The organism is Streptomyces sp. NPDC107517 (assembly GCF_055582645.1).
The window spans coordinates 34203-57850 of record NZ_JBVJPM010000019.1; the positions used below are offsets into that span (position 1 = coordinate 34203).

General features: G+C 69.8%; 20 protein-coding genes and 2 pseudogenes. 13 read left to right on the top strand and 9 right to left on the bottom strand.

What is annotated here, in order from left to right; translation table 11 throughout:
* Positions 1-59: 59 nt before the first annotated feature.
* Positions 60-1223 (bottom strand): LacI family DNA-binding transcriptional regulator, encoded by a 1164-nt coding sequence (locus tag ACZ67T_RS33195; protein ID WP_469988940.1) that lies wholly within the window; start codon positions 1221-1223, stop codon positions 60-62.
* Between the two features lie 111 nt (positions 1224-1334).
* On the opposite strand from ACZ67T_RS33195, the gene ACZ67T_RS33200 reads away from it, so the two are divergent.
* Positions 1335-2369, top strand: coding sequence for a LacI family DNA-binding transcriptional regulator (locus tag ACZ67T_RS33200; RefSeq protein WP_469988942.1), 1035 nt, complete (start codon positions 1335-1337; stop codon positions 2367-2369).
* Between the two features lie 356 nt (positions 2370-2725).
* Here ACZ67T_RS33200 and ACZ67T_RS33205 read toward each other — a convergent pair whose 3' ends face one another.
* Positions 2726-4105 (bottom strand): glycoside hydrolase family 32 protein, encoded by a 1380-nt coding sequence (locus ACZ67T_RS33205; protein ID WP_469988944.1) that lies wholly within the window; start codon positions 4103-4105, stop codon positions 2726-2728.
* A gap of 265 nt (positions 4106-4370) precedes the next feature.
* Between ACZ67T_RS33205 and ACZ67T_RS33210 the strand changes: the two genes are divergently transcribed.
* The 3 genes from ACZ67T_RS33210 (at position 4371) to ACZ67T_RS33220 (ending at position 7699) form a co-directional block, all read left to right on the top strand.
* Entirely contained in the window at positions 4371-5687 is a 1317-nt protein-coding gene (locus tag ACZ67T_RS33210) for an oligosaccharide MFS transporter (RefSeq protein ID WP_469988945.1), read from the top strand.
* The gene (locus ACZ67T_RS33215; protein ID WP_469988946.1) at positions 5684-6592 is read left to right on the top strand and encodes a carbohydrate kinase family protein; all 909 of its coding nucleotides are present in this window, start codon (positions 5684-5686) and stop codon (positions 6590-6592) included. Before ACZ67T_RS33210 ends, ACZ67T_RS33215 begins: the two co-directional genes overlap by 4 nt.
* Before the next feature lie 609 nt (positions 6593-7201).
* On the top strand, positions 7202-7699 hold the full coding sequence (locus ACZ67T_RS33220; protein ID WP_469988948.1) for a hypothetical protein: 498 nt from the start codon (positions 7202-7204) through the stop codon (positions 7697-7699).
* Positions 7700-7744: 45 nt separating this feature from the next.
* Here the strand turns inward: ACZ67T_RS33220 and ACZ67T_RS33225 are convergent, their stop codons facing one another.
* The 3 genes and pseudogenes from ACZ67T_RS33225 to ACZ67T_RS33235 all read right to left on the bottom strand — a co-directional run.
* Complete coding sequence (locus ACZ67T_RS33225; protein WP_469988950.1) at positions 7745-7879, bottom strand: hypothetical protein; 135 nt, start codon at positions 7877-7879, stop codon at positions 7745-7747.
* A gap of 142 nt (positions 7880-8021) precedes the next feature.
* Entirely contained in the window at positions 8022-8549 is a 528-nt protein-coding gene (locus ACZ67T_RS33230) for an allene oxide cyclase barrel-like domain-containing protein (protein WP_469988952.1), read from the bottom strand.
* A gap of 147 nt (positions 8550-8696) precedes the next feature.
* Positions 8697-9193, bottom strand: a pseudogene (locus ACZ67T_RS33235) (energy-coupling factor ABC transporter ATP-binding protein); the annotation flags it as partial.
* Between the two features lie 277 nt (positions 9194-9470).
* On the opposite strand from ACZ67T_RS33235, the gene ACZ67T_RS33240 reads away from it, so the two are divergent.
* Together ACZ67T_RS33240 and ACZ67T_RS33245 are read left to right on the top strand one after the other, a co-directional pair.
* On the top strand, positions 9471-9911 hold the full coding sequence (locus ACZ67T_RS33240; protein ID WP_469988953.1) for a VOC family protein: 441 nt from the start codon (positions 9471-9473) through the stop codon (positions 9909-9911).
* 332 nt (positions 9912-10243) lie between these two features.
* The gene (locus tag ACZ67T_RS33245; RefSeq protein ID WP_469988955.1) at positions 10244-10774 is read left to right on the top strand and encodes a hypothetical protein; all 531 of its coding nucleotides are present in this window, start codon (positions 10244-10246) and stop codon (positions 10772-10774) included.
* Between the two features lie 497 nt (positions 10775-11271).
* Here ACZ67T_RS33245 and ACZ67T_RS33250 read toward each other — a convergent pair whose 3' ends face one another.
* From ACZ67T_RS33250 to ACZ67T_RS33260, 3 genes are all read right to left on the bottom strand, one after another.
* Complete coding sequence (locus ACZ67T_RS33250) at positions 11272-12045, bottom strand: polysaccharide deacetylase family protein (protein ID WP_469988956.1); 774 nt, start codon at positions 12043-12045, stop codon at positions 11272-11274.
* A gap of 482 nt (positions 12046-12527) precedes the next feature.
* The gene (locus ACZ67T_RS33255) at positions 12528-13832 is read right to left on the bottom strand and encodes a phospholipase D-like domain-containing protein (protein ID WP_469988958.1); all 1305 of its coding nucleotides are present in this window, start codon (positions 13830-13832) and stop codon (positions 12528-12530) included.
* 663 nt (positions 13833-14495) lie between these two features.
* Positions 14496-15737 (bottom strand): FG-GAP repeat domain-containing protein, encoded by a 1242-nt coding sequence (locus ACZ67T_RS33260; RefSeq protein ID WP_469989113.1) that lies wholly within the window; start codon positions 15735-15737, stop codon positions 14496-14498.
* 769 nt (positions 15738-16506) lie between these two features.
* Here ACZ67T_RS33260 and ACZ67T_RS33265 point away from each other — a divergent pair.
* From ACZ67T_RS33265 to ACZ67T_RS33275, 3 genes and pseudogenes are all read left to right on the top strand, one after another.
* Positions 16507-17952: a hypothetical protein gene (locus tag ACZ67T_RS33265; protein WP_469988960.1), complete on the top strand. Its 1446-nt coding sequence runs from the start codon at positions 16507-16509 to the stop codon at positions 17950-17952.
* A 135-nt stretch (positions 17953-18087) separates the two neighbouring features.
* A pseudogene (locus tag ACZ67T_RS33270) lies at positions 18088-19233 on the top strand (AAA family ATPase); the annotation flags it as partial.
* Positions 19217-20413 carry a vWA domain-containing protein gene (locus ACZ67T_RS33275; RefSeq protein WP_469988962.1) on the top strand — a complete coding sequence of 399 codons (1197 nt, stop codon included), beginning with the start codon at positions 19217-19219 and terminating at the stop codon, positions 20411-20413. The pseudogene ACZ67T_RS33270 and the gene ACZ67T_RS33275, both read left to right, overlap by 17 nt.
* Before the next feature lie 205 nt (positions 20414-20618).
* Here the strand turns inward: ACZ67T_RS33275 and ACZ67T_RS33280 are convergent, their stop codons facing one another.
* On the bottom strand, positions 20619-20999 hold the full coding sequence (locus tag ACZ67T_RS33280; RefSeq protein WP_469988964.1) for a winged helix-turn-helix transcriptional regulator: 381 nt from the start codon (positions 20997-20999) through the stop codon (positions 20619-20621).
* A 118-nt stretch (positions 21000-21117) separates the two neighbouring features.
* Here ACZ67T_RS33280 and ACZ67T_RS33285 point away from each other — a divergent pair, with 118 nt between their 5' ends.
* From ACZ67T_RS33285 to ACZ67T_RS33300, 4 genes are all read left to right on the top strand, one after another.
* Positions 21118-21882 (top strand): SDR family NAD(P)-dependent oxidoreductase, encoded by a 765-nt coding sequence (locus ACZ67T_RS33285; RefSeq protein ID WP_469988966.1) that lies wholly within the window; start codon positions 21118-21120, stop codon positions 21880-21882.
* Between the two features lie 66 nt (positions 21883-21948).
* Positions 21949-22854, top strand: a complete 906-nt coding sequence (locus ACZ67T_RS33290; protein WP_469988968.1) for an alpha/beta fold hydrolase — start codon at positions 21949-21951, stop codon at positions 22852-22854.
* A 58-nt stretch (positions 22855-22912) separates the two neighbouring features.
* Positions 22913-23386, top strand: a complete 474-nt coding sequence (locus ACZ67T_RS33295) for a quercetin 2,3-dioxygenase (protein WP_469988970.1) — start codon at positions 22913-22915, stop codon at positions 23384-23386.
* Positions 23364-23516 carry a hypothetical protein gene (locus ACZ67T_RS33300; protein ID WP_469989114.1) on the top strand — a complete coding sequence of 51 codons (153 nt, stop codon included), beginning with the start codon at positions 23364-23366 and terminating at the stop codon, positions 23514-23516. The genes ACZ67T_RS33295 and ACZ67T_RS33300 overlap by 23 nt, the downstream gene beginning before the upstream one ends.
* The last annotated feature ends 132 nt before the right edge of the window (positions 23517-23648 follow it).

Here is a 23648-nt window from a genome sequence, read left to right on the forward strand (position 1 = left end):
ACGATTTAGGTCGCAGTCCGAAACAGGCCGTTCCCGGCATCCGGATCTCCGGGGCCCGGTCAGCGTCCGACGCCCGGCCCGCCCCCCACCGACTCCCGCACGACCACCGGGCACTCCAGTTTCCGCACCTCCGCCTCGGGCGCGCGCCGCGCGCCGATGGCGTCGAGCAGCAGCCGCACCGCCTCCTCGCCCATGGCGCGATGCGGCAGCGCGACGCTGGTCAACGGCGGTTCGAGGAATGCGGCCATGTGCTCCTGGTCGTCGTATCCCACCAGCGACACCTCGCCGGGTACGTCGACACCGAGCTTGGCGGCGGCATGCAACACCCCCGCCGCGACCCGGTCGTTGTAGCAGACGATGCCCGTCGGACGGTCCGGGCGCGGCCGGTCGAGGACGCGCCGGGCGCCCTCGTGCCCTGCCGAGATCTCGCCGCCCGTGCGCACCACGTCCTCGGCCGCCGCGCGCAGCCCGGCCCCGCGCAGCGCATCACGGAAGCCGCGCAGCCGCTCGGCGGTCGCGATGTCGTCGAGCCCGCCGACGAACGCGAGCCGCCGGTGCCCGGCGTCGAGCAGCAGCCTTGCCGCGGCCCGTCCGCCGGCCCGCTCGGCGGGCACCACGGCGGCGTACGGACTCCCTTCCGGCGGAAGACAGTTGGCAAGCACGACCGGTGTACGGCCGAGCCCCTTCGGCAGCCGTTCCGCTCGGCGCAGCGACATCGCCGCGTACACGATGCCGTCGACCCGCCGGTCGACCAGCTCGGCGACGGCGGCGTCCTCCTTCGCCGCGTCGCCCGAGGAGTCGACGGTCAGCAGCAGATGCTCGTGCTCCCAGGCCGTCTCCATCGCTCCGCGCAGGAGCGCGCCCGCGAATGGCGACGACGCGATGTGGTCGGTGACCAGACCGATCACGGCGGTACGGCGATTGCGCAGGCCGCGTGCCACGGCGTTCGGCCGGTAGTCGAGCTGCGCGGCGGCCTCGCGGATGCGGCGCTGGGTCTCGGCGGAGAGATTGCCTTCGGCGCGGCCGTTGAACACGAACGACACGGCGGTGTGCGAGACGCCCGCGAGCCGCGCCACGTCACGGGAGGTCGGCCGCGCGGAGACGCCCGGAAGAGCCACCCCTTCATCGCCACCGGAACCGGCGCCCGAAGCGCCGCTGGCACCGGCAGCGTTCCGCTCCCGTCCGTCGACGCCCTTGCCGCCCGCCCCACCCCTGTCCGCCATGCGGGCACCCTATCGACGACGCCCGTGACCTGTAGGGAGATACTGGACGTACGCACGGGCCGCGCACCGGAAGGGGCGCGACCCAGGGCCCCACGAATCGAGGACGACACCGTGAACCGCCGCCCCACCGCCCGCGACGTCGCCGAACTCGCCGGGGTGTCACGGGCCGCCGTCTCCTTCGTCTTCAGTGGCCGCGCGGCGGGCAACCTCTCCGCCGCAACCCAGGAGCGGATCAAGAAGGCGGCGGACGAACTCGGCTACCGCCCCGACGAGGTGGCCCGTTCCCTGCGACGCAAGCGCAGCGCGGTCATCGGGCTGCTCAGTGACGAGATCGCGACGAGCCCGTTCGCCGGGCGCATGGTGCTCGGCGCGATGGACGCGGCCCGCGAACGCGGCCACCAGGTCCTCCTCCTGGAGTCGCGCAACGACCCGGCCGCCGAAGCGGAGGCCATCGCCGAACTGCGGGCCCGCCGGGTCGACGGCGTCGTCTACGCGGCCATGTCGATGCGCCGCGCCCAGGTCCCGGACGGCCTGGACCCGGCCGGCACGGTGCTCGCCAACTGCATCCCGAGCAAGCAGAGTTCGTACGCGTACGTGGTGGCGAACGAGCGGGGCGGCGGCCGTTCGGCCGTGGAAGCGCTGATCGCGGCGGGCCACCGCGACATCGCGCTGCTCGCGGGCGAGACCGGCAACATCGCGGCATCCGACCGCGCCCGCGGATTCGCTGATGGCCTGCGCGCCGCAGGCCTCACGGCGCGCGAGGGGTGGACGATGCGGGTGGGCTGGCAGATCGACGAGGGCTACGCGGCGGCCATGCGGATGCTCGACCGGCCTGGTGAGCCCCGCCCGACGGGCATCGTCTGCGCCAACGACCGCGTCGCGGCGGGTGTGATGCTGGCGGCCGCCCGGCTCGGCATCGACGTGCCGCGCGAGCTGTCCCTCGTCGGCTACGACGACCAGGACCAAATGGCGGCCCACCTGGTCCCGGCCCTCACCACGGTCGCGCTGCCGCACTACGAGATGGGCGCGGAGGCGGTCCGCGTGCTGCTCGACGCGGCGGACGCGGGGCAGGAGGTCGACCGATCGGCGGGCCTGCGCCTCAACTGCCCGGTGGTGGAGCGGGAGTCGGTACACAGCCCGAGCTAACCTGGAGCCGTCGGTGGCCGGGGCGGGCCGGACCTGGGACCGTTGGCGGCGGGGGCGGGCTGAACCTGGAACCGTCGGTGGCGGAGGCGGTCCGAGCGGAAGTGGCCTGGGCTCCCGGGGGAAGTGCACTGGGTTCCGGCGGAAGTGCCCTGGGCTCCGGTCGCGGGGACCCTGTCGTGAGGAGCTGCGGTGAGCCGGGGAGTGACGTCCCGGGGCCCTGCCCCGGGACCACCTCTGCGTCGCCGGAGGGGATCGGTCCTCACCGGCAGATGTCCTGGGCGGGCGGATCGATACCGAGCCACGCGGTGGACGCGGCAGCGAACGGGATTCCGTGACCCCGTGACCCGCCCGCAGATTCAGCGCTCGGCCAGCTCCCAGGCCGCCATCCGCACCTCGGCCGCGCCGCGCACGACCTCGACACCGAGCGTCCCTTCGGGCGCGGGGTAGACCTTCTCCGTCAGCATGGCTCGCTCGTCGACGAACACCTCGACGAGGGGACCGTCGACCAGAATCCGCAGCCGTGCCCGGGCCGCGCCCGGCACGACGGCGGTGGCCTGGGCGGTCCTGGGCAGCGGATGGCGCGAGGTGGCGGGAGCGCCGGTCCGGTCGAGGGTGGCCAGCCCGCGCGTCGGGTTCAGGCGCAGCGTCACCGCGTCCGCGAGGCGCAGCTCGACCTCGGAGTCGGGGTGACCGACGGCCACGTCCAGCTCGATCTCGTACGCGGCGGGCAGCGAGTCCCCTACCCCTAGTTCGGTGCCCCGCAGCCCCGTCAACTCCCGTGCGGGTGCGAGCCGCAGGGTGCCGTCCTCGTGGACGCCGATCTCGCGCGGGTGCGTCAGACAGCCCGCCCAGCCGGCGGTCACGGACTCCTCCTCGGTACGCGACTCCCAGCTCCAGCCCCACAGCAGGGACCGGTCGCCCTCGACGAGGGCGGTGGGGGCGTAGAAGTCGCGGCCGTGGTCGAGCATGCCGCCCGATGCCGGTACGAAGGTCAACCCGGCCCCGGACGGGGCGAGGTGACCGATCAGATACGCGGTCGCGTACGTGATGTCGGCGGCCCACAGTGACAGGAGCAGGATCCAGCGGCCGTCTCCGGTGGGCAGCAGCGCGGGGCACTCCCAGGCGTCGGCGGGTGCGGCGTGACGGGCCGCGAGCGGGCCGGCCGCGTCCAGGAGCGAGCCGGCGTAGGTCCACTCGGTGAGCGAGTCGACGCGGTAGAGAAGCACGTCCGGGCGGCCGCCGTCCGGTGTGCGGTGCCCTGCGCCGATCACGGCCCAGCGTCGGCCCTCGTAGGAGAAGAGGAACGGATCGCGGAAGGCGAGCAGGTCCAGGCCGGGGGGCGGGCCGGGGACAACGGGCTCCGGCTCGGCCTTGAGCGTCGTGATGGCCTCGTCGGTGGCGCGGGCGAGCATGACCGAGCCGATGCCGTCGGTGCGGTCCATGCCGGTGTAGACGGCGGTGGGTATGCCGTCCTCGACGACCGCGCAGCCGGACCAGGCGCCGAGCGCGTCGCGGCTGCCGGGGGTCGGGGTGAGCGCGATGCCGTGGTCGGTCCAGGTCACGAGGTCAGGACTGGAGGCGTGGCCCCAGTGGATGTCGCCCCAGACGGGCCGGGCCGGATTGTGCTGGAAGAAGAGGTGGTAGCGGCCGTCGTGGAACAGCGGGCCGTTGGGGTCGTTGCACCACTGGCCGGCGGCGGGCCGTACGTGGAGGCGGGGTGTGTTCCGGTCGGCCATGGCGGCGTCACTTCCTGTCGTAGGGCGCGCTCTGCTTGATCGCTGTGCTGATCGCTCTGCTGATCGCTGTGGTGATCTCGCTGCGCTGATCGTTCTGTGTCGGGCGCATTGCCGGTGCGTGTCCGGCCTCTTGTCAAACGGAACCTAACACGTAATAGTTGTGCCGCCCTAGCACGTGTTAGGGGCTGGATTCGGAACACTCCATTCCGGCATGATGAGGCGGCCCGCGCGCTCGACGCGGTGCCCGGCGCGAGGGAGCGCACACATGACCACGCAGCAGGAAGCGGCGACATCGTCCGCCGCCGGCGGCCACACCCAGCAGGACACAGGGGCAGCCGCCAGGCACAGTCGCCGCAAGGTGAACTTCACCCTGGCCAGTGCCGCGCTCTTCATGTTCTTCGTGACGTGGTCGCTGTCCTGGTCGCTGTTCTCGATCTGGCTGACCCAGGACATCGGCCTGAGCGCCGGCCGCAGCTCGCTCGTGATCAGCGCCAACGCCATCGGCTGTCTGATCACGATGCCGATCTACGGATACCTCCAGGACCGCCTCGGCCTGCGCAAGAACCTCCTGTACTGGATCGGCGGCCTGATGCTGCTGGTCGGCCCCATGTACATCTATGTGTACGGGCCGCTGCTCAAGCACCAGTTCGTCCTCGGCCTCGTCGTCGGCTCCGCCTACCTCGCCATGGCCTTCGCCGTCGCCGTCGCGACCCTGGAGAGCTACACCGAACGTCTCGGCCGCTTCCACGGCTTCGAGTTCGGCCGGGCCCGGATGTTCGGCTCGCTCGGCTGGGCCGCCGCGACGTTCTTCGCGGGCCGCCTGTTCAACATCGACCCGAACCTGAACTTCTGGGCCGCGTCCGTCGCGGCCGCCGTGTTCGTCGGCCTGATCGTCGCGATCAGGGTCACGGACGGCCGCCGCGCCGCGGCTGTCGACGAAGCGGCTTCCTCCGTCTCTCTCGCGGACGTGAAGTCCCTCTTCGCCTACCCCGCGTTCTGGGGCCTGCTGCTCTTCGTGGTCGCGGTGACAGCGACGTACAACACGTACGACGCGATGTTCCCCTCTTACTTCACCTCGCTCTTCTCCACCGAGGCCGAGGGCAACCAGATGTTCTCCGACCTGAACTCCGTGCAGGTCTTCCTCGAAGCGGGCGGCATGGCGCTCGCACCGTTCCTGGTCAACCGCATCGGGCCGAAGAAGTCGCTGCTCATCTCCGGCTGCATCATGGCGGCCCGGATCCTGCTCTCCGGTCTGGTCACCGGCGCTATCGCGATCTCCGCGGTGAAGCTGCTGCACTCCGCCGAGCTGCCGATCATGCTGATCGCGATCTTCAAGTACATCAACCGCCACTTCGAGCCGCGGCTGTCGTCCACGATCTACCTGGTCGGCTTCCAGCTGGCCACGCAGCTCGGCGCCGCCGTCATCTCCCCGCTCGCCGGCCTCGGCTACGACAGCATCGGCTACCGCGGCACGTACGCGATCATGGGCTGCTGCGTCGCCGCCGTCACCGCCGTCTCCGTGCTCACCCTGCGCCCCGACTCCAAGGGGATCGCCCTGACCGGAAAGGAAGCCCTGGCGTGATCGTCGTCGCCGGTGAAGCCCTGATCGACCTGGTGCCGCGGGGCGGCGCCGGTGACCCGCTCGCTCCCTTGCTGCCGGCACTCGGCGGCGGTCCGTACAACACGGCCGTTGCGCTCGGGCGGCTGGGCGCGGACGTCGCGTTCTGCTCCCGCGTCTCAACCGATGCCTTCGGTAAGGCGCTTGTGTCCCGTCTGGAGAAGGAAGGAGTGGCGGTCGGCCTCGTCCAGCGCGGCCCCGAGCCGACCACGCTCGCGGTCGCCTGCGTCGCAGAGGGCGGCTCGGCGACATACACCTTCTACACGGAAGGCAGCGCCGACCGCCTGTTCACCGCCCCCGCTCAACTGCCCACCGGGGTACGGGCGCTGTCCGTCGGCACCTGCTCGCTCGTTCTCGAACCGGGCGCGAGCTCGTACGAGGAACTGATGCGGCGCGAGTCCGCGCGGGGCGTCTTCGTCGCCCTCGACCCGAACATCCGCGCCGATCTGATCCCGGACGCGGACGCCTACCGGGCACGCTTCAAGAGCTGGCTGCCGTACGTCTCCTTGCTCAAGCTCAGCGAGGAGGACGCGCAGTGGCTCGGCGGCGACATCGACGGCTGGCTCACGGCCGGACCCTCGGCTGTCGTCATGACCCGTGGCGGTGAAGGCCTGACGGCCTTCACCGCCGGGGGTGGCGCCTGCTCGGTGCCTGGCGTGGAGGTCGGTGTCGTCGACACGATCGGGGCCGGCGACACGGTGAACGCGGCGCTGCTGCACGCCTTCGCCGCCCGCGACTGCCTGTCCCGTGAGGGACTCGCGGGGCTCGGACCCGCGGAATGGAACGAGGTCCTGCGGTTCGCGGCGCGGGCGGCGGCCGTCACCTGCTCACGGGCCGGGGCGGAGCCGCCGTACGCCGTGGAGCTGTAAGGAGACACGCGGTCACGGGCGTGCCCGCGTAGTCGCTCGGGTGCCGCATCGTGCTCTTGACCTCGCCGCTTGACGAGACCCTCCACCCCTGAGCGTGCCCCCGAGGGCGTGGAGGGTCTCATCGCCTGTACCGCTCAAAAATACGACTTGGCGCTGTGGCCTGCGGCGTTGCTGTTCAGCGTGCCTTGTCTCCGGCGGCGTCCCAGGTGCAGTTCCCTCTGGCTGGTCGCAGGGCGAGTTGCCTTGCCCCTGGGCGCGGCTGAGGGACTGCCGAGGTGGTGGTGTCGGGTGAACGTCCGCTTGCAGAGGCGGAGTTGCTGTCGTCGGGCCAGCAGCAACGTGGTCGGGGTCACCGCGAAGACCTGCCGTCAACGCTCACGTGCGACCGGTCGGGACAGGATGGCGAACAAGATCCGGTCGGCGGGTTCATAGGGCATTGGGAACTCGACGGATCTGACGGCGCAGCACCACCGTTCTCATGCCGCAACGCCAGCACTTCCGCGTCCTTGGCCACCCGGCTGTGCAGCACGGCACCGGGCAGCGCCATCAGGTTGCGGACCAGCGCGGTGATTGCTGCCACGTCTGTCGGTTATGACACGGAGGTTGTCGATGGCTTCGGTCATGGGCTTGTTGGAAGCGCGCGAGATGGCCGCGCAAGTTCGGGTCGAAGAGCTCCGCGAGGAGGCGGGGCGGGTGCTGGCCGAGCTTGCGAAGGCGGAGGCGGTGCTGGAGCGGCGGGCCATCGCCCGCGTGGAGCTGGCCGAGGCCCTGGCCGGGAGGGAGCCGGAGCCGGAGGCCGACCACCCGCAGGAGTCGGCGCCGGCCGTTGCCGAGGCCCCGGTGGCGGGGTCGGTGGTGCCGCACTGGCGGGTGGGCCCGACGATGGAGGTGCTCGCGCCGGACTACCAGCGGCTGGTGGGCGAGCTGGAGGCCGAGGCGGGCGGGTCCGGGCTGCGGGCGCGGGAGTTGGCCGGGCGGCTGGGCCTGGAAGCGGTGCCGGCGAAGGTCGAGGGGGTGCGGTCGAAGGTGAAGCGGCTGGTGGAGCGGGGCTGGCTGGCCGAGGAGCGTCCCGGGGTGGTCACGCCGAGGCGGCGGGCTGCCAGGTGACGTTTCGGCTCCGGTGGCGGGCGAGGCGGCGTCCCATGAGCATAGTCATCGACCACAGGAGGGCGGCTTCGCTGCTTTCGGGCCGGTCTCGCAGTCCCGGGCAAGGCGCCGCGAGCGCATCAGCCAGCTCAGCATCCTCTCCACCACCCACCTGCATGGAAGCACCACGAACCCGCTCATGTCGTCGGTGCGTTTGACGATCTGAAGGGTGAGCCGCCCTGGACGTCCCCTTGCCCCACACTTCCTTTCGTACGACCGTCTCCCACGGTGCAACGCGAGGGGAGAAGGCCGGATTCCGGGGCCAGGTGGACGTCGGGGTCGGTCAGACGAGGCGGATCGTGAAGCGCCTCACGATCGTGTTGGGCCTCGTGGGGTCCGGGCGGAGCGTGACGGAGTGGACCGAGCCGCGAGCCTTCTCGTACTTCCCGGTGCCGCCGGTGATCGCGTTGTCGAAGGGGCCCTGGTCGAGGTAGTTGAAGTACAGCCCCTGCACGGTGAGCTGGCCGCCCGGGAGGATGTAGGTCACGACGCACTGCTCCGCTTCATTGTCGCCGCCCCGGGTGGTGGTGCAGGTGCCGTGGGTCTCGCCGACCTCGTTGCCGTGCTCGTCTTTGAGGACCGAGCGGACGACGACTCGATCGCCCTGCTTGGGGTCGCCGGGGTCGCCGGGGGTGACGGGGGGGACGGGGAAGCGGGTCAGCTGCTGCACCTCGGCCAGGACAGTGATGATCCGGGCCTTATCCCTGTCCTGGGCGGAACCGGTGTCCGTCGCGGCGGCCGCGACGGGGGTGCAGGCGAGGAGGGTGACCAGCGTGGCCGTGCCGAGGCCGGCCGTTCTGATGGGGCGCATCATGCGACTCCTGAGGTTGACGTTCGGGAATGACCGGATGGTGAACTTCCATCCGATTTCGTTCGAAGCACTTCATAACCTCGACTCCGCCGCGCCGCGGAGCACCCCGGCACGAACCACCGGCACATCCAGCCGGTCGGACCAAAGTCAGGCGGCGGAGCTCGGCACGAAGGCGAACGGCAGCTCCAGGCGACGCTGGGCCATGGGCTCCTCGTCGGCGACGATCCCGCCCGTCGGCCCGTCGGCCCGTCGGCCCGTCGGCCCGTCGGCCCGTCGGCCCGTCGGCGGCGATGACGCCCTCGCTGAGGACGACCGAGCGCGGGCAGAGCTCCGGGGCGTACTGCTGGTCGTGGGTACCATCAGGGCGGTGACGTCCAGGGAGCGCAGGATGTCGACGAGTTCGCGGCGCGAGGCCGGGTCCAGGTTGGAGGACGGCTCGTCGAGGACGAGGCTCTCCGGCTCCATGGCAAGGGCCGTGGCGACGGCGACCCGGCGGCGCTGCCCGAGGGAGAGGTGGTGCGGGGCCGGTCGGCGAAGCCCGCCATCCCGACCTTCTCCAGAGCGCGCAGGGGCACCGCCTCCAGGTCAGCACCCCGGACGCCCGCCGCGGCCGGGCCGAAGGCCACGTCCTGGCGGACGCGCGGCCCCCCCCATATCCGGAACCGACGGTATGGGGCCATGCGAACCGTTGCCCCCTATGGACGCCCCTGCCGGGTATCTGGCTGAGGGCTGAGGCTGGGCGTGCTTGCTCTGATCTATACCTCACACAGCGCGACAACCACGGTGTGGGCCTTCGTGGGAGCCATTCTCATCGTGCTGGCGGTGGGTTGGTGTATGCCGATGTCGAGAACGTGCCACCGGCTCCGTCCCAGGGGCATCAGCGGCCACCACCGGTCGCACGAGGAAGAAGGAGAAGACAGCATGGCGATTCAGCGCATGGACAACGTCGGCATCGTGGTTGAGGACATGGATGCCGCCATCGCGTTCTTCGTGGAACTCGGTATGGAGCTGGAGGGCAGGGCGGAGGTCGAGGGCCTCTTCGCCGACCAGTGCACCGGACTCGACGGCGTCCGCTGTGACATCGCGATGGTCCGGACCCCGGACGGTCACAGCCGGCTCGAGCTGGCGAAGTACCGCAGGCCCGAGGTCATCAGCGCTGGGCCGCGCAACCGGCCGCACAACATTCTGGGCACGCACCGCGTCATGTTCGCCGTCGACGACCTCAAGGACACCGTTGCCCGCCTGCGCCCGCACGGCGCCGAACTCGTCGGCGACATCGCCCGGTTCGAGGACAGCTATCTGCTCTGCTACGTCCGCGGCCCGGAGGGCACCATCGTCGGACTGGCACAGCAACTGCGCTGAGAAGCTGGAACCGAATCATGCAGCTGAACGGAAGCCATGAGATGGACCTCGGAGAGAGAGGTGGCTAGCCACCTCTGAAGGCGTCCTTTTGTGTGGCGGTAACTTCGTAATTCTTGCCATAGTGGGCGTGTTGACTGTGAGAGTGCTGGCTCAAAATCAGCGGGGAGAGGCCTCGACTCCGATCTCCCGCAGCCTCTCCAAGGGCCGCGCTTCCAGTCCGGCGAAACTGGTTGGCATCAGGGCAGGTCACGAACGTTGCCTGATGCCAACTATCGATCCTGGTCGCGCGCGACGGGTTTTGAACACGTTCAAGTAGGGCGTAGGCTCCTGCCATGAGCGACAGTGGTGACAGAGTCGCCCTTCTCAAGGGCATCCGTGCGTGGCTGGTCTTCTTCGTCGTCTGCCTCGTGCTGAGCGGGGCGACGGCATTCCCTTTGGTGCACGAACTGCACTGGGCCGAGGATCTGTTGAGGTCCTCGTCCGTGCCGGAGCACCTGCCCGCGCTCATGGACTGGATCGAGCGCGTACGGCAGGGGCTCGACGCAGCCGACGAGGACTACCCCTTCCTGCTGTACGGCACGGACTGGCTGGCGTTCGCGCACCTCGTGATCGCCGTAGCCTTCTACGGGCCCTACCGCGAGCCGGTCCGCAACATCTGGGTCGTCGAGTTCGCGATGATCGCCTGCGCCGGCATCGTCCCGCTCGCCCTGATCTGCGGACCGCTCCGCGGCATCCCCTTCTGGTGGTCGGTCATCGACATGTCCTTCGGGGTCTTCGGGGTGATCCCGCTGTACGTCGTCCGCAGGAAGATCAAGCGGCTGGAGGCACTCACCTCGCCTGTGCCGCTCGCCGTGGCTACTTGAGCGACGCCTGCGCGATCCGCTTGGCCATCAGGTTCGGCGACTCACCCTTCTGGTCCGTGGAGTTGACCGAGTGGCCGAGGGCGCGGGAGGTCGCGGGTGGACACGACGACTGCGCTTTGACCGCCCACACGTGCCTCGTAAGTTCGATCACGTCCCGGGCGCGGCCCGGCCTACCTCTTCTGTGCCTTGACCAAGCGGATCGCGGCGATGGCCAGTCCGACGACAGCGATGATCGTGAGAGCCGTAGCGATCTTGGCGCCCAAGGGCATTGCTCCGAACATGTGCGTCTCCCTCGTGAGTGGCTGCAACAGCCTGCAGATACGCGCTCGGGTTCTCGCGTGGGATGACCATGGCACGCCGTTCGGCGCTCGTAGCATCCAAGGTGAAAGTCTTGAGGATCTTCTGAGCTCGGCCCCTGAACATGCGGAGCCGTGCAACCGGCATCGCCGGGCGGCCAGACGCAATATTTCCCCGAAGTGCCGAGCCAGGGCCGAAGCTCAGCGCACCGGGAAGCCGAAGGAGTAGCCCTGTTCCTTGAGCTGGGGGAGAGTGCGGCGCAGGGCCTCGACAGTCTGGGTGCGATCGCCGCCCGCGTCGTGGAAGAGGACCGTCGGTCCGTTGGGCAGCTCCCGCTCGACCGTGGCGACGATCGTGTCCGTACCTGGACGCTCGAAGTCCTTGCTGTCCACGTTCCAGCCCAGCGGACGCATGCCCCGGGAAGCGGCGAGCTTGCGGCTGTAGGGGGTGAAGGCTCCACCGGGTGCCCGGTAGTACATCGGCCGTACGCCCCCGGAGGCCTTGGTGATCATGCGTTCGGCGTCGAGTATCTGCTGCGACTGGTAGGTCTCGGACTTCTTGTCCATGGCGGTGTCATGTGACACCGAGTGGTCACACAACCGGTGCCCGGCCGCGACGACCTTCTTCACGAGGTCCGGGTGCGCCTGGGCCTGCGGGCCCACCATGCAGAATGTGGCCTTCACGCCGTACTCCCGCAGCACGTCCAGCACTTGAGGGGTCCACTGGGGGTCGGGACCATCGTCGATGGTGATGTTGATGCCACGGGTCCCCGCGTCCGAGGCGTGTGCGATGGTCACCGCAGTCGGCCTCACGTCACTGCCTGGTGTGGCCGGGGCTGCCGCCTCCGGTGACGAGCCGTCCGCCTCACCGGCCTGTGCGGTCCACACCGAGGCACCGGTGGCGAGCAACGTCACCCCGAGCGCGGCCCCGACCATTTTGCTGTTCCAGCCTCGCCCGTTGCTCCGCCGCCCCATGTCCGTCCCCTTCACGCAGTGCCCCACCGGCCCCGATCACCTTGCGATCACTGGGCAGGACGAGACGCGAGGACCTACGGATGCATCCGTTACCGATCACGGACAAGTCCGGGAAGGTTCGCGGACAACTCCTGCGGCCGGCAGTAGACGGGAAGCCACAGCATCGGCGGCGTCGGTATGTCGGTTGTGTTGTGTTCTTTGGGGAGGCACTGGCTCAACAGGCGTCCTGCTGACCCTGGGGTGAGTTTGTCCCAGGGTCGCAGTTGGCTCACGGGCGAGGAAGTACAGAGCCGACGTGGGCGATCGACGCCCGGCTGGGCAGACCACCACGCGGAACCTCCTGGTGGACAGGCGCTCTTGGTCGTGACGTGACCTCGTCTCCAAGAGCGTCTTCATGTCCGAATGACACACCACTCACCCCAACTATCTGCCAGACCAGCCAGGTTGTTGAGGCCCACTGGCACTGTTCGGGCCGAGAATGCCTATTCTTCGACCTGCCGCGGATCGATCGGAATCTCTCGTGCCGTGTTCTCGGCGCGCTGCTCCGCGCTCTGCTGCCGCGCCGCGGTCCCGCAGCAGCGGTCGTACTGGTTCTGCCAGTCCGTCATGAACGTGTCGTAGTTCGACTGGCCGACGAGCTTCAGGTCCGACTCGTCGTTGTGCCAGACGCCGTTGCTCGTCCAGTTCGAGGAGCCGACGAACACGACCCTGGAGTTGGTCGCACCCGCGTAACCGCCGCTGACCATCATGTACTTGTCGTGCGTGTAGTGCAGGGCGTTGCCGTTCGCGTCGGTGCCGGTACTGGTGTCGTGCACGTCGATATTCGTCCGGTTCTTCAGATAGCTCTGCACGCTGTTATCGACCTGGCCGGCGGTGATGAGAATGTGGATCTTGACGCCGGTGTTCGCCAGGCTTACCAGCTTCTTCGGCAGCTCCAGGTAGTTCTTGTCGCCCGGCTCGCCGTGAGAGGTCCACTGGAACATGGCGACGTTGATCGTGGCAGGCGCCTTGACGTTGTTCAGGAAGTCGACCCAGGTGTCGCTTCTGGTGCGCGCCTTGGGCCACTGGTAGGAGGGCGGAGACAGTGTTCTGGCGGCCGTGCCGCTGGTGGAGTCGTAGTAGTCGGGTGACAGCGGGCCCGGGCCGTTGTTCGCCCCCTTGGCCATGGCGGTGAAGTAGCGGACGTAGGAGTTGTACAGGTCGACGTTGCCCTTGACGGTGGCGCTGCTGTTCCACGCGGTGTTGGCCTGGGCGGAGGTGGGGTTGGCGCTGCTGACGGTCACGGTCCTGTTCGCATCGAGCCCGCCGCTGAGCATGTAGTACTTCGCGTGCAGGGCGGAGCCGCCGAAGTGGGTCAGGCAGCCGCCCGGGCACAGCGCGGCGAAGCTGGAGGCTTGCGGGTCGTTGCCCAACTCGGTGACCATCGACTGCCAGATCGCATTGTCGCTGTGAGCGTCCATCAGCGCCTTGACGATGACCCCGCGCTGGTGCGCGGCTATCAGGGCGTTGGCGAAGTCCGGGCCCGGCTGTGCGCCGCTGATCGAGTACATGGCGACGCGTATGGTCTGCCCGCAGCTGGCGCTGTTGATCGATTCGATGATCGGGCCCATGATCTCCATCTGGGCGGCAGGATCCTCCGGGTCGTTGAAGCGCGCGCCCGGGCTGGAGGTGAACGTCCGGGACTCGCAACTGAGCGGAGGCTTGGCCTTCTTGACCGCGGCGTGCGCCGGTGTCAGCGACAGCACGGTGACGACCAGTGCGGTGGCTATCGTGAACGTTCGCTTCATGAGCTGCCTTTCGATGGGCTGTTGATGATGAAGAGCCGGGTTGCCGCACGAGGCCCGCAGGAGCGATGCCGTCGTCACCGGAATTTCCTACTGTCCCACCGATTGTTCCGATAATCACTTGATTCCCTGTACTGTGCACCGAGAGATTTCTTGAGCGGAGAGCGCCCGCGGGGTGTTGCTCTGCTGGTCGGCCAATGAGCGGTCACCGTGGGCAGCGACAACCGACTGGCGTAGCGCCCCGTCCATGCCGTCGGACTGGTGCTCGCGCCCCTGCACCACCTGCATCTGACGCGTCCGCTGCCACAACTGCGACGAACTCCTTCACCTCGGGCAAGTTGGGTAGGCAAGGGCAGCAGACAGACCGGCCATCCCGGAAGCGCGTTCGCTGGCCCCTTGACGGAATCCCAACGGGCGCTTCATGTAGGGGTGTTCAAACACCACCAAGGCCTCGTGACCGCCGTTCGTCAGGAACCGGTCCGGCATGGCCTCGATGCGCCTTCGACACGGCTACCGCGTTCCTCGGTCCGAGCGCCGGCGCACCAGCGTTTCCGGGCGCACGCACCAGCAGCAGGACGTGGCGCAACTTCTCGCCCGGGGGGCGGCGGTGGGGTACGCCAGTTGGGACGCTCGCACGCGCGCACCTCACCCGGGCCGGCCCTGCCCTCAGCCGGTGCCGAGCTCGCGAGTCTTGAGGAAGTAGGCGCGTTTCCCGGACAGCCCGTCCTTGCTGCCGGGGAAGACCCAATAGCCTTGATCCTCACGGGGCTTGTGGTAGCCCACGTAACTCGCTATCAGGTCGTCGAATCCGTCCGCGTCGAGATCCACCAGGGCAACGCTCCGCCCGAAGTGGTCGCTGTCGACCTCGAAGCCGGGTTCGCCCTTCAGGCCCACGGAGTCGCGGTTCACGGTGGTGGACAGCGAAAAACCCTCGGGTTCGCCCGCCTGCAAGGTGACCTGGCCGGCGGGGTGGTAGCGGCCCGTGTCCACCTGCAGAGCGTCGGCCAGACCGTCGCCGTTCACATCACCGATCGCCGCCGGAAACCACCCCCTGGACAGGGGAACGCTGCGAGGACCGCTCAGAAGCGCAGTGGGGCCGCCGTAGTAGAGGGCCGTCGGGCCGTCCTCGGGGTTCAGATACAGATCGTCCGCACCATCCCCGTCGAAGTCGGCCACGAGAGACGAAGTCAGCTGGGTCGGAATCTTCTTGGTGCGGCCCGCATACGCCAGGCCCTGCTCGGTCCCGGTGTAGAGATCGACGCGGTCGGACGGTTCCGGGTAGTCGCCCTCCATGCTGTCCTCGCCGGTCAGGCTCTCCACCAGCAGATCCATGCGTCCGTCGCCGGTGAAGTCGCCGCTCACGGTGGTGCGCACCGTCAGTGTGCCGTTGTGGTCGAGATCGAGCCCGGACAGTCCGGCGGGCCGGCCGTCGCGGCCGAGCGGGCCCCGCAAGAGGACGACCGTGCAGCCGGTGGCCTTCGGCCGGTCGGGGATGCCGACCATATCGGCATGGCCGTCGCCGTCGACATCTCCCAGGGGATACGAGTTGAGCTGCGGGATCGCCGAGTCCAGACGGGTGGCCCGCTGCTTGCCGTCGCGATGGCCCCACACCACGTACTGGCGCCCCTTGGCATCGTTGAAGACCAGATCGCCGAGCCCGTCCCCGTCCAGGTCGCGCGGCGTCCGTATCGTCGCACCCCAGATGCGGGGGTTGCCATTCTTGTCCTGCATCCCGGGGAAGACACGGCTCAGTGATACGGCATCGGCCGCCCTGACCGGATTTTTCGAGCCGAGGACATACGCCCGATTCTGCCGCCAACTGCCGCCGTCTACCGGGCGATACCAGCCCTCCAGGGCGAAGTCTCCGAGCTTGTCGCCATTGAAGTCGGCGACGGGAGCGGACTTCATGCGCACAGGCGGGGCGGCAACAGTGGGTGCCGCGGGAGGTGTGGCACAGCCCGACGGCGTCACCTCCACACCGGTGCGTAGGGATCCGTGGGCCGGCCCATCCGTTTCGGCCGTGCATCCGGCGGTCAGCAGCGCGGCCGTGCAGAGGAGGGCGGCCAGAGGCTGGAGCCGGGCAGGTCCCCGAACCTGCCGGGGCCGAGCGTGCAGTTGACCCTGTTCGGCTATGGACATACGGGTCCAGGCCCCCTCCCCGTGGCCGTACCCGGCCGCCTGTGCGGCCCGGACACGTGTTCCCGATCTTGGGGGCGGATTCTATACACGACCCGGCGTCACCGGGCGGTCGTTCGCGGGGCCGGAGGGTTCGTGGGGCCGGAATGATCGACGAACGCGGTCACCGCTTCCTCGGCGTGAGGTCCTCGACCACGTCCTCGTCGTGGGACAAGCGCAGACGCGACAGGTCCTGGCCGCCTACCAGTTCCACCACCACCTGCACGGCCCCCCGTCAGGCCCGTGACCAACCCCGCCCCACGCTCAGTAACGGCGCCCGCCGCAGTGCACAGCCCTGGTACCCCCAGACTGCTGCGCCCCCGGAACCCCGGTGGCCTCATCAATGGGTACAGCTGCGCGGCCTGACCTCCGCCGACCACTTTCGAGCGGCACACGGTTCGAAAGGGGACTGACAGATCGTCTTCGGTGTGGTTACCATGCCCGCGATGAACACCTTCTCCTCTTTGAGATCGGGGGAATCGTCCGCGCAAGGTGAGTGCTGATGGCACTTCACTTCACGCAGGAGATTCCGTCCCACCTGTTGATGTGGCAGCGCGTACGCGAGTACGCCGTGCCACTGTCCATGATCGAGACCGCGACCGCGCGCCGTGCGGCCGGTGACTGGGCGGGGGCCTGTGCCGCCGCCCGGATCGACGTCGACCTCGATCTGCGCGCCGTGCGCGACCGCCACGGCACCGATATCGCCACCCGTATCCGTGCGGATCTGCGCAGGCTCGCGCCCGATCTGCTCCGCTGGCACATGCCCAGGACCGCCCCCGACGGGCGCCTGAGGTCCGGCCTCACCATCTCCTTGGCCCGTTACGAGAGGTGCGGCGGAACACCGCCGCACCTCGTGGTGCGGACACCGCCCGCCCAAGCCGACGCCGGACAGCGGATGTCGCTGGACGTGTGGGAGGGGCCGGCGGACGACCGTCCCGCGAACCGTGCGCACCTCCATCCGCATCCGCATCCCGACCGGCGTTTCCGGCTCGATCTGCACCGGCATCTCTGGGATTCGGGAAGGAGTGGCGAACTGGCGTGGCGCGGAGGCGTGGCGTCCGTGGCGCCCACCGGCCCGCCCGCCGCTCACGACTCCCCCTGGGCGGTGAGCAGTTGGGCCGCCGAGGCGGAGTTGCTGTTGCGGGCCGAGGGGCGTTCTCGTGGCGCCTTCACCGTACGGCTCGGGGCGCGCAGTCGGGCCGTACTCGAACTCGTCGCCCCCGACGACAGCCATGCGCCGACGTTCCGGACGCTGCGGGAGCCACCGCCCCCGCAGGAAGTGGCGGTGCTGCCCGTGCTGCCTGAGGCGGCTGCCCGGGTTCTTCCGGATCTGGAACTGCTGCGGGCCGGCCTGATCGAGGTCGGACAACTGCATCCGCTCGTGGCCCCGGCGCTGGCGGGAGTCGCCCCGTTCGTGGCCGGCCGAGCCCCCGAGCCCGGTGACCCGCACCGGGTGGAGTGCCGGGGAGAGGTCCACCGCATCGCGCTGCGCGACGGGGTGCTGAGCGCGGTCGATCACGACCCGGACCAACTCCGCCGAGAGGACCTGCTGGTGGCGCTCGGGGGTCCGGGGCTGCCCTGCCTGCGGGCGATCGACGCGGTGCACCGCAACCCTGAGGCGCTTCCCGCCGTACGGGAGCGGCTCCGCCACGGTGACGTCACCGGTGCGCTCGCCGTGGTCGAGGGGCTGCTGGGTCCCGGTGCGGTGCTGCGCGACGGGCCGCTCAGGGAGGAACTGGAGTCGGCCGCGGTCCGCCGCATCGACCACGGGCTCTTCCGCGCAGGGCTGGCCGACGTACCCAGCGGCCCCGGCGAACCACGGGGCGGGCACGCGCCGCAAGCGCGGCACACGAAAGCGGGCCACCGACCCCGGCTCGGCCGCGACACGTCCCTTGTGGTGCGCCGCAAGCGCGGCAGCCGGGGCCGGCCTCGTACTGGTCAGATCTGACCCGCCCGCACTCACTCATCGGCTGACTCGCCGAAGTCCCCTTCACGTTCACGCATGGTGCGTTGCGCACCGCAGGCCCTCACGCCCTCAGGAACGGCACGCTCCGTTCCCCTCTCCCACCCCAGGTGATGCCCCATGACTTCCAGCACCGTCTTGCCCGTCCTTACTCTCGCCCCCGCCCCCGACCCTGCCACCGCAGCCTCCGAGACCTCTACGGACCTGGCCCTCGCCGACCATCTCCTGTCCCTCCTGCGGACGACCACCACCGAGCCGCGCCCCGACGAACAGCTCGAAGCGCTCACCCTGGCCGTCGCCGCCGACCTGCCCGTGCTGCTCTGGGGCGAGCCGGGCATCGGCAAGACCGCTGCCCTGACGCAGCTCGCCACCTCGCTCGACCTTCCGCTCACGACGGTGATCGCCAGCGTCCACGAGCCGTCCGACTTCTCCGGGCTGCCCATCGTCGGCGACGACCCGGCCGTACAGGGTGTGCCGATGGCGCCGCCGCAGTGGGCCGTCGAACTCGTACGCGCCGGTCGGGGGCTGCTCTTCCTGGACGAACTCTCCACCGCCACCCCGGCCGTCCAGGCCGCGCTGCTCCGCGTAGTCCTGGAGCGGCGGGTCGGAGCGCTCCAACTCCCGCCGGACGTAAGGATCGTGGCCGCCGCCAACCCGCGCGCCTCGGCAGCGGACGGGTGGGAGCTGAGCCCGCCGCTCGCCAACCGCTTCGTGCACCTGTACTGGGTGCACGACCGCGACGTGGTGGTACGCGGCCTCGGCGGGGTCTGGCCGCGGGCGGAGCTGCCCCGGCTCGCTCCGGAACGGCTGGCGGAGGCGGTGACGTTCGCCCGGCACGCGGTCTGCGGATTCCTGAAGGCCCGGCCGACGCTGATCCACCGGCTGCCGACCAGTGAGACGCGGCGCGGCGGTGCGTGGCCGTCGCCCCGGAGCTGGGAGGCCGCGCTGACCCTGCTCGCCTTCGGTACGGCGGCCTCCGTCTCGCGGGACGTCCTCGCGCTGCTGGTGCGGGGCGCGGTGGGGGACGGGCCGGGGCTCGAACTCCTCGCCCACCTCGACCGGATGGACCTGCCGGACCCGGAGTCGCTGCTCGCCGATCCGGCCGCCGCCGAGCTGCCGGAGCGGGGCGATCTGCGGCAGGCGGCGCTGGAGGCGGTGGTGGCCGCCGTCGGTGCACGGCCGGAGCGGCACCGATGGGAGGCGGGCTGGGCCGTGCTGGTCAGGGCCATGGAGACCGGAGCCCCGGACCTTGTTCTCCGCACGGCTGCACGCGGTGAAGGTCCGCCCCTACCTTGCCGATGCGCTCTTCGCGCTGCATGTGGTGGAGGACCGTACGGTGCCGACGATGGCGGTCGACGCGCACTGGCGCTGCTACGTGTCGCCCGGATTCGTGGCCCGCACACCGCTGGAGGAACTGGCGGGCGTCTGGGTGCACGAGGTCTCCCATCTGCTCCGTGACCACCACGGACGAGGCGAGCGTTACGCGCGGGAGCTCGAGGAGTCCGGGCCGGGTGAGCGGCTGCGTCGGAACATCGCCGCCGACTTCGAGATCAACGACGACATCTACGGTGACGGACTGCCCCGGCCCTTCGGGGCGGTCGTGCCGTCGCTGTTGCGACTGCCCGATGGCCTGCTGATGGAGGAGTACCTGCGGACGGCGTCGATGTCCGGGCTCGCCGCGGAACTGGCCTGGCTGGACTGCGGCAGTGGTGCCGACGGGCACGACCGGTCATGGGAGCTGGGGCCCGGCGGGGCGAACGGACTCACCCGGCAGCAGCGGGACGCGGTTCGCTTCCGGGTCGCGGAGGGCATCAAGGGCAGACCGGGCCACGCGCCGGAAGGGTGGCGGCGGTGGGCCGACGAGGCGTTCCAACCACCGCAGCCGTGGCGGCAGTTGCTGAGCGCGGCGGTCCGCTCGGCGGCGGGTGCGCCCGGAGTGGGGGAGAACCACAGCTACCGACGTCCGTCCCGCCGCTCGTCGAGCGTCCCCGGAGTGGTGCTGCCGAGCCTTCGCCGTACGCCGCCCCGCGTCTGCGTCGTCATCGACACCTCCGGCTCGGTGAGCGACGCCGAGCTGGGCAGCGCACTCCTCGAGGTCGCAGCGATCTCGCGGGCCGTCGGCGGGCGGCGCGACCTGGTCTCGGTGATCTCCTGCGACGCGGCGGCAGGCGTTGCCGTCCCTCTGTGCCGTGCCGAGAGCCTGGAGCTGCTCGGCGGCGGCGGAACCGATCTGCGCTCCGGTTTCGCCCGGGCGCTCCGTTCCCGGCCCCGCCCCGACGTGATCGTCGCCCTGACCGACGGGCAGACGCCATGGCCATCCGGGCAGCCGCCCTGCCGCACAGTCGTCGGCCTGTTCCCGCGACCTGCCCGCGCCACGGACGAGGACGACGCCGACTACGTCCCGGACACCCCGCCGTCCTGGGCACGCGTCGTCACCATCGGTTGAGAAGGGCACCAGGTGTGAGGCCCAGGTGTACCTGAGCAAGCTCATCAAGCGCTTCATCCCAGACCGTGAGTTCGTCACGGCTCGGCGCGATGCCGGCTGTGCGCCCTCGGGTGCAGGGGCAGCGGCCTGGTCAGGAGGCCGAAGTCGTGAGTGCCGTCTGACCGGTCACGGCGTCGGCGCCCTGGGCGACCGGGTTCCGACGCTGTCAGGCCGGTTCTGACGCCTGATGGGCGTGCAGCTCCTCGGGGATGGGGTTGCCGTCCTCGTCCGTCGGGGCGCCGGCCCACACCCGCAAGGCATCCATCGCCGGGCCAAGCCGCTCCCCATGGGGGGTGAGCCGGTAGGTGACCGCGACCGGAGGGCCCGCGTCCACGACGCGTTCCACCAGGCCTACTTCCTGCAGTTCCGACAGCCGGTCACTGAGGACGCGCTTGGACAGGGCCGGCACCGCCGCATGCAGCTCGTTGAAGCGGGCCGGGCGCTGGAGGAGCAGGTCGATCAGGAGGCCCATCCAGCGCTTGCCGAGGAGGTTGAAGACCTTCTCGGTGTACGAGCAGATGTGCAGCGGCAGGCGGGTCTCAGGCATGCCCCCAGGATACGAGACCTAGGGCACGTCACAGCATCAAGTAATTTTATGTAACCTGGTTACTCGGCGACGAACTTTCGGCTTCGTCTCTCCCCCCACGTATTCAGGAGGCGTCATCATGAGTGCCCACCCCTCGAACCTGCCCCTGGACGGCAAGGTCGCGGTCGTGCCCGGCGGCACCGGGAATGTCGGCGAAGGAATCGTCCGCGGCTTCTTGAAGGCGGGAGCGACCGTCGTCGTGCCCAGCCGCAGCCACGAGCGCCTCGCCACCCTGCGTGACCTGGTCGGTCCCGAACTCTCCACCCGGCTCAAGGGGACGCAGGGCGCCTACGGCGGCTTCGACGAAGCGGCGAAGCTGGCCGAGAGCATCGCGTCCGAGCACGGCCACATCGACCATGTCGTCCCCTCGCTCGGCGGCTGGTGGATGGGCGCGCCGCTGTGGAACACCGGTGGGGCGGACTGGCAGAAGTACTTCGTCGACACCACGACCGCGCACGTGGCCGTCGCCCGGGCCTTCGTGCCGCGCCTGGCGGTGGACGGCAGCTACACCCTCATCACCGGCTTCTCCGCCCACACCCCCTATCCGGGCGCCGGCATCATCAGCATGCACGGAGCCGCCCTGCTGATGATGCGGGAAGCACTCAGCACCGAGCTGCGGGGCGAGCGCAGGGCCAACACCCTCATCCTCGGCCCCGTGGTCAACCGCAGCCGCCCGCACGGGAACCCTTCCTGGCTCACGGCCGACCAGGTCGGCGAAGCCGCGGTGGCCATCGCCCTCACTCCGAAGGTGGCGGACCAACATCGAGCTGAACACCGTCGAGGACCTGCACAAGGAGCTCGGCCGCCGCCCGGCCGCCTGAAGGACCGACCACGCAACCCATGAGTGGTCCACCCCAGCGGACCACTGCCCACTGGCCCCTCTCATCCCCGAAAACCCAGGGAGACCCCCATGCTGAGCACCTCGACCGACGACCAGCTCGCGCGATCGCTGGGAGGTGGGTTCACCAGTTCCCACGCCGAGGTCAACGGCGTACGGCTGCACTACGTGACCGGCGGCGAAGGCGAGCCGCTGGTGCTCCTCGGCGGCTGGCCGCAGACCTGGTGGCAGTTCCACCGGATCATGCCGGCGCTTGCCCGCACCCACCGCGTGATCGCGGTTGACCTGCGCGGCATGGGCGGCTCCGACAAGCCCGCGTCCGGCTACGACAAGAAGACGATGGCAGCGGACATCCACGCCCTGGTGCGCCACCTCGGCCATGGCAGCGTCCACATAGCCGGGCACGACATCGGCGCCATCGTCGCGTTCGCGTTCGCCGCCAACCACCCCGAAGCCACCCGCAAGCTCGCCCTCCTCGACGTCACCCACCCCAACGAGGGCTTCTACGAGCTGCGCATGCTGCCGCGACCAGGTGACGAAGCCTTCTACGGACACCATCTGTGGTGGTTCGCCTTCAATCAGGTGCCTCAGTTGCCGGAGCAGCTGATCTCCGGCCGCTCTCGCTACCTGATCGACTCGGTCTTCGACACCCTTCTCAAGGACCCCTCATCCATCCCGGACGGCGACCGGCAGATCTTCGCGGACGCCTATGCCGCACCGGACGCGATCCGCGCCGGAAACGCCCGGTACCAAGCCTTCCCGCAGGACATCGAGGACGGGAAGACGTACGGACGCCTCACCGTCCCGGTCCTGGGCCTCGGGGGCGAGAGCAGCGGCTACCAGGTGATGCGTATGGCACTACCCGCACAGGCGGAGAACGCCCGTGTCGTCGAGATACCCGACAGCGGTCACTTCGTGGCCGAGGAGCAGCCCGAGACCGTCATCCGGGAACTGAACGGCTTTTTCCAGGCCGGCTGAGGCCACGCCCAGCAACCCACCGCACACCCGAAGGGAACAGAGAGCCAACAGTATGACCATGACCAAGCCGTTTCGGATGGGCCCCGACCAGGGACAGCATGTCTGGCACCTGGGCGCGATGCTGCGCTTCCTCGCCACCGGATCACAGACCGAGGGCCGCTTCTGGCTCGCCGAGTTCACCGCCCCGCAGGGCAATACGCCCCCCATGCACGTCCACACGCGCGAGGACGAGACGTTCATGGTCGCCGAGGGAGAGCTCACGGTACGCGTGGGCGAACAGACCCTCGAACTGGGACCGGGCGACCTCGCCTACGCACCCCGCCACATGCCGCACGCCTTCCGTGTGGAGTCGGAGCAGGCACGCTTCTTCGTCCTCAGCTCTCCGGCTGGCTTCGAGAACTGGTTCATGGAGACGGGCATCGCAGTCCCCGACCCGTCCGCCTTCCCCCCGGCCGATTTCCAGGACCAGGCCCCCGATCCGGCCGCGTTCGCAGCCTCCCTGGCCAGGTATGGCAGCAAGCTGCTCCACTGAGCCGCTCATCCCGGAGCCGTGGGGCGGCTCGATCGACCTCGCGGGCTCGAACAGCACGATGATCGACAAGGCGTCGTCGTTCGTGCCGGCGGACAACCCGCTGCCGGAGGCCGACCCGTACGGCTGGTGACGCCCTGGCCGCCGTGGCGAAGCAGTCGCTCTCTCCGTGCGGAGCTGACACGACATTCACAGCCCGCGCCTCAGCGCCGTACGCGTCGCTGAGGCGCTCTCGCGCGTGCAGGGCTCCCAGCCCATGGTCTTG

What these genes read in the sequence shown, in the direction of transcription:
- ACZ67T_RS33280 (WP_469988964.1), bottom strand. Translation starts at nt 20,999, where the DNA reads ATGCCTGAGACCCGCCTGCCGCTGCACATCTGCTCGTACACCGAGAAG.
- ACZ67T_RS33255 (WP_469988958.1), bottom strand. Translation starts at nt 13,832, where the DNA reads ATGAAGCGAACGTTCACGATAGCCACCGCACTGGTCGTCACCGTGCTG.
- ACZ67T_RS33290 (WP_469988968.1), top strand. Translation starts at nt 21,949, where the DNA reads ATGCTGAGCACCTCGACCGACGACCAGCTCGCGCGATCGCTGGGAGGT.
- ACZ67T_RS33245 (WP_469988955.1), top strand. Translation starts at nt 10,244, where the DNA reads ATGAGCGACAGTGGTGACAGAGTCGCCCTTCTCAAGGGCATCCGTGCG.
- ACZ67T_RS33220 (WP_469988948.1), top strand. Translation starts at nt 7,202, where the DNA reads ATGGCTTCGGTCATGGGCTTGTTGGAAGCGCGCGAGATGGCCGCGCAA.
- ACZ67T_RS33260 (WP_469989113.1), bottom strand. Translation starts at nt 15,737, where the DNA reads ATGAAGTCCGCTCCCGTCGCCGACTTCAATGGCGACAAGCTCGGAGAC.
- ACZ67T_RS33300 (WP_469989114.1), top strand. Translation starts at nt 23,364, where the DNA reads ATGGCAGCAAGCTGCTCCACTGAGCCGCTCATCCCGGAGCCGTGGGGC.
- ACZ67T_RS33195 (WP_469988940.1), bottom strand. Translation starts at nt 1,223, where the DNA reads ATGGCGGACAGGGGTGGGGCGGGCGGCAAGGGCGTCGACGGACGGGAG.
- ACZ67T_RS33265 (WP_469988960.1), top strand. Translation starts at nt 16,507, where the DNA reads ATGGCACTTCACTTCACGCAGGAGATTCCGTCCCACCTGTTGATGTGG.
- ACZ67T_RS33285 (WP_469988966.1), top strand. Translation starts at nt 21,118, where the DNA reads ATGAGTGCCCACCCCTCGAACCTGCCCCTGGACGGCAAGGTCGCGGTC.
- ACZ67T_RS33240 (WP_469988953.1), top strand. Translation starts at nt 9,471, where the DNA reads ATGGCGATTCAGCGCATGGACAACGTCGGCATCGTGGTTGAGGACATG.
- ACZ67T_RS33250 (WP_469988956.1), bottom strand. Translation starts at nt 12,045, where the DNA reads ATGGGGCGGCGGAGCAACGGGCGAGGCTGGAACAGCAAAATGGTCGGG.
- ACZ67T_RS33205 (WP_469988944.1), bottom strand. Translation starts at nt 4,105, where the DNA reads ATGGCCGACCGGAACACACCCCGCCTCCACGTACGGCCCGCCGCCGGC.
- ACZ67T_RS33225 (WP_469988950.1), bottom strand. Translation starts at nt 7,879, where the DNA reads ATGAGCGGGTTCGTGGTGCTTCCATGCAGGTGGGTGGTGGAGAGGATG.
- ACZ67T_RS33210 (WP_469988945.1), top strand. Translation starts at nt 4,371, where the DNA reads ATGACCACGCAGCAGGAAGCGGCGACATCGTCCGCCGCCGGCGGCCAC.
- ACZ67T_RS33295 (WP_469988970.1), top strand. Translation starts at nt 22,913, where the DNA reads ATGACCAAGCCGTTTCGGATGGGCCCCGACCAGGGACAGCATGTCTGG.
- ACZ67T_RS33230 (WP_469988952.1), bottom strand. Translation starts at nt 8,549, where the DNA reads ATGCGCCCCATCAGAACGGCCGGCCTCGGCACGGCCACGCTGGTCACC.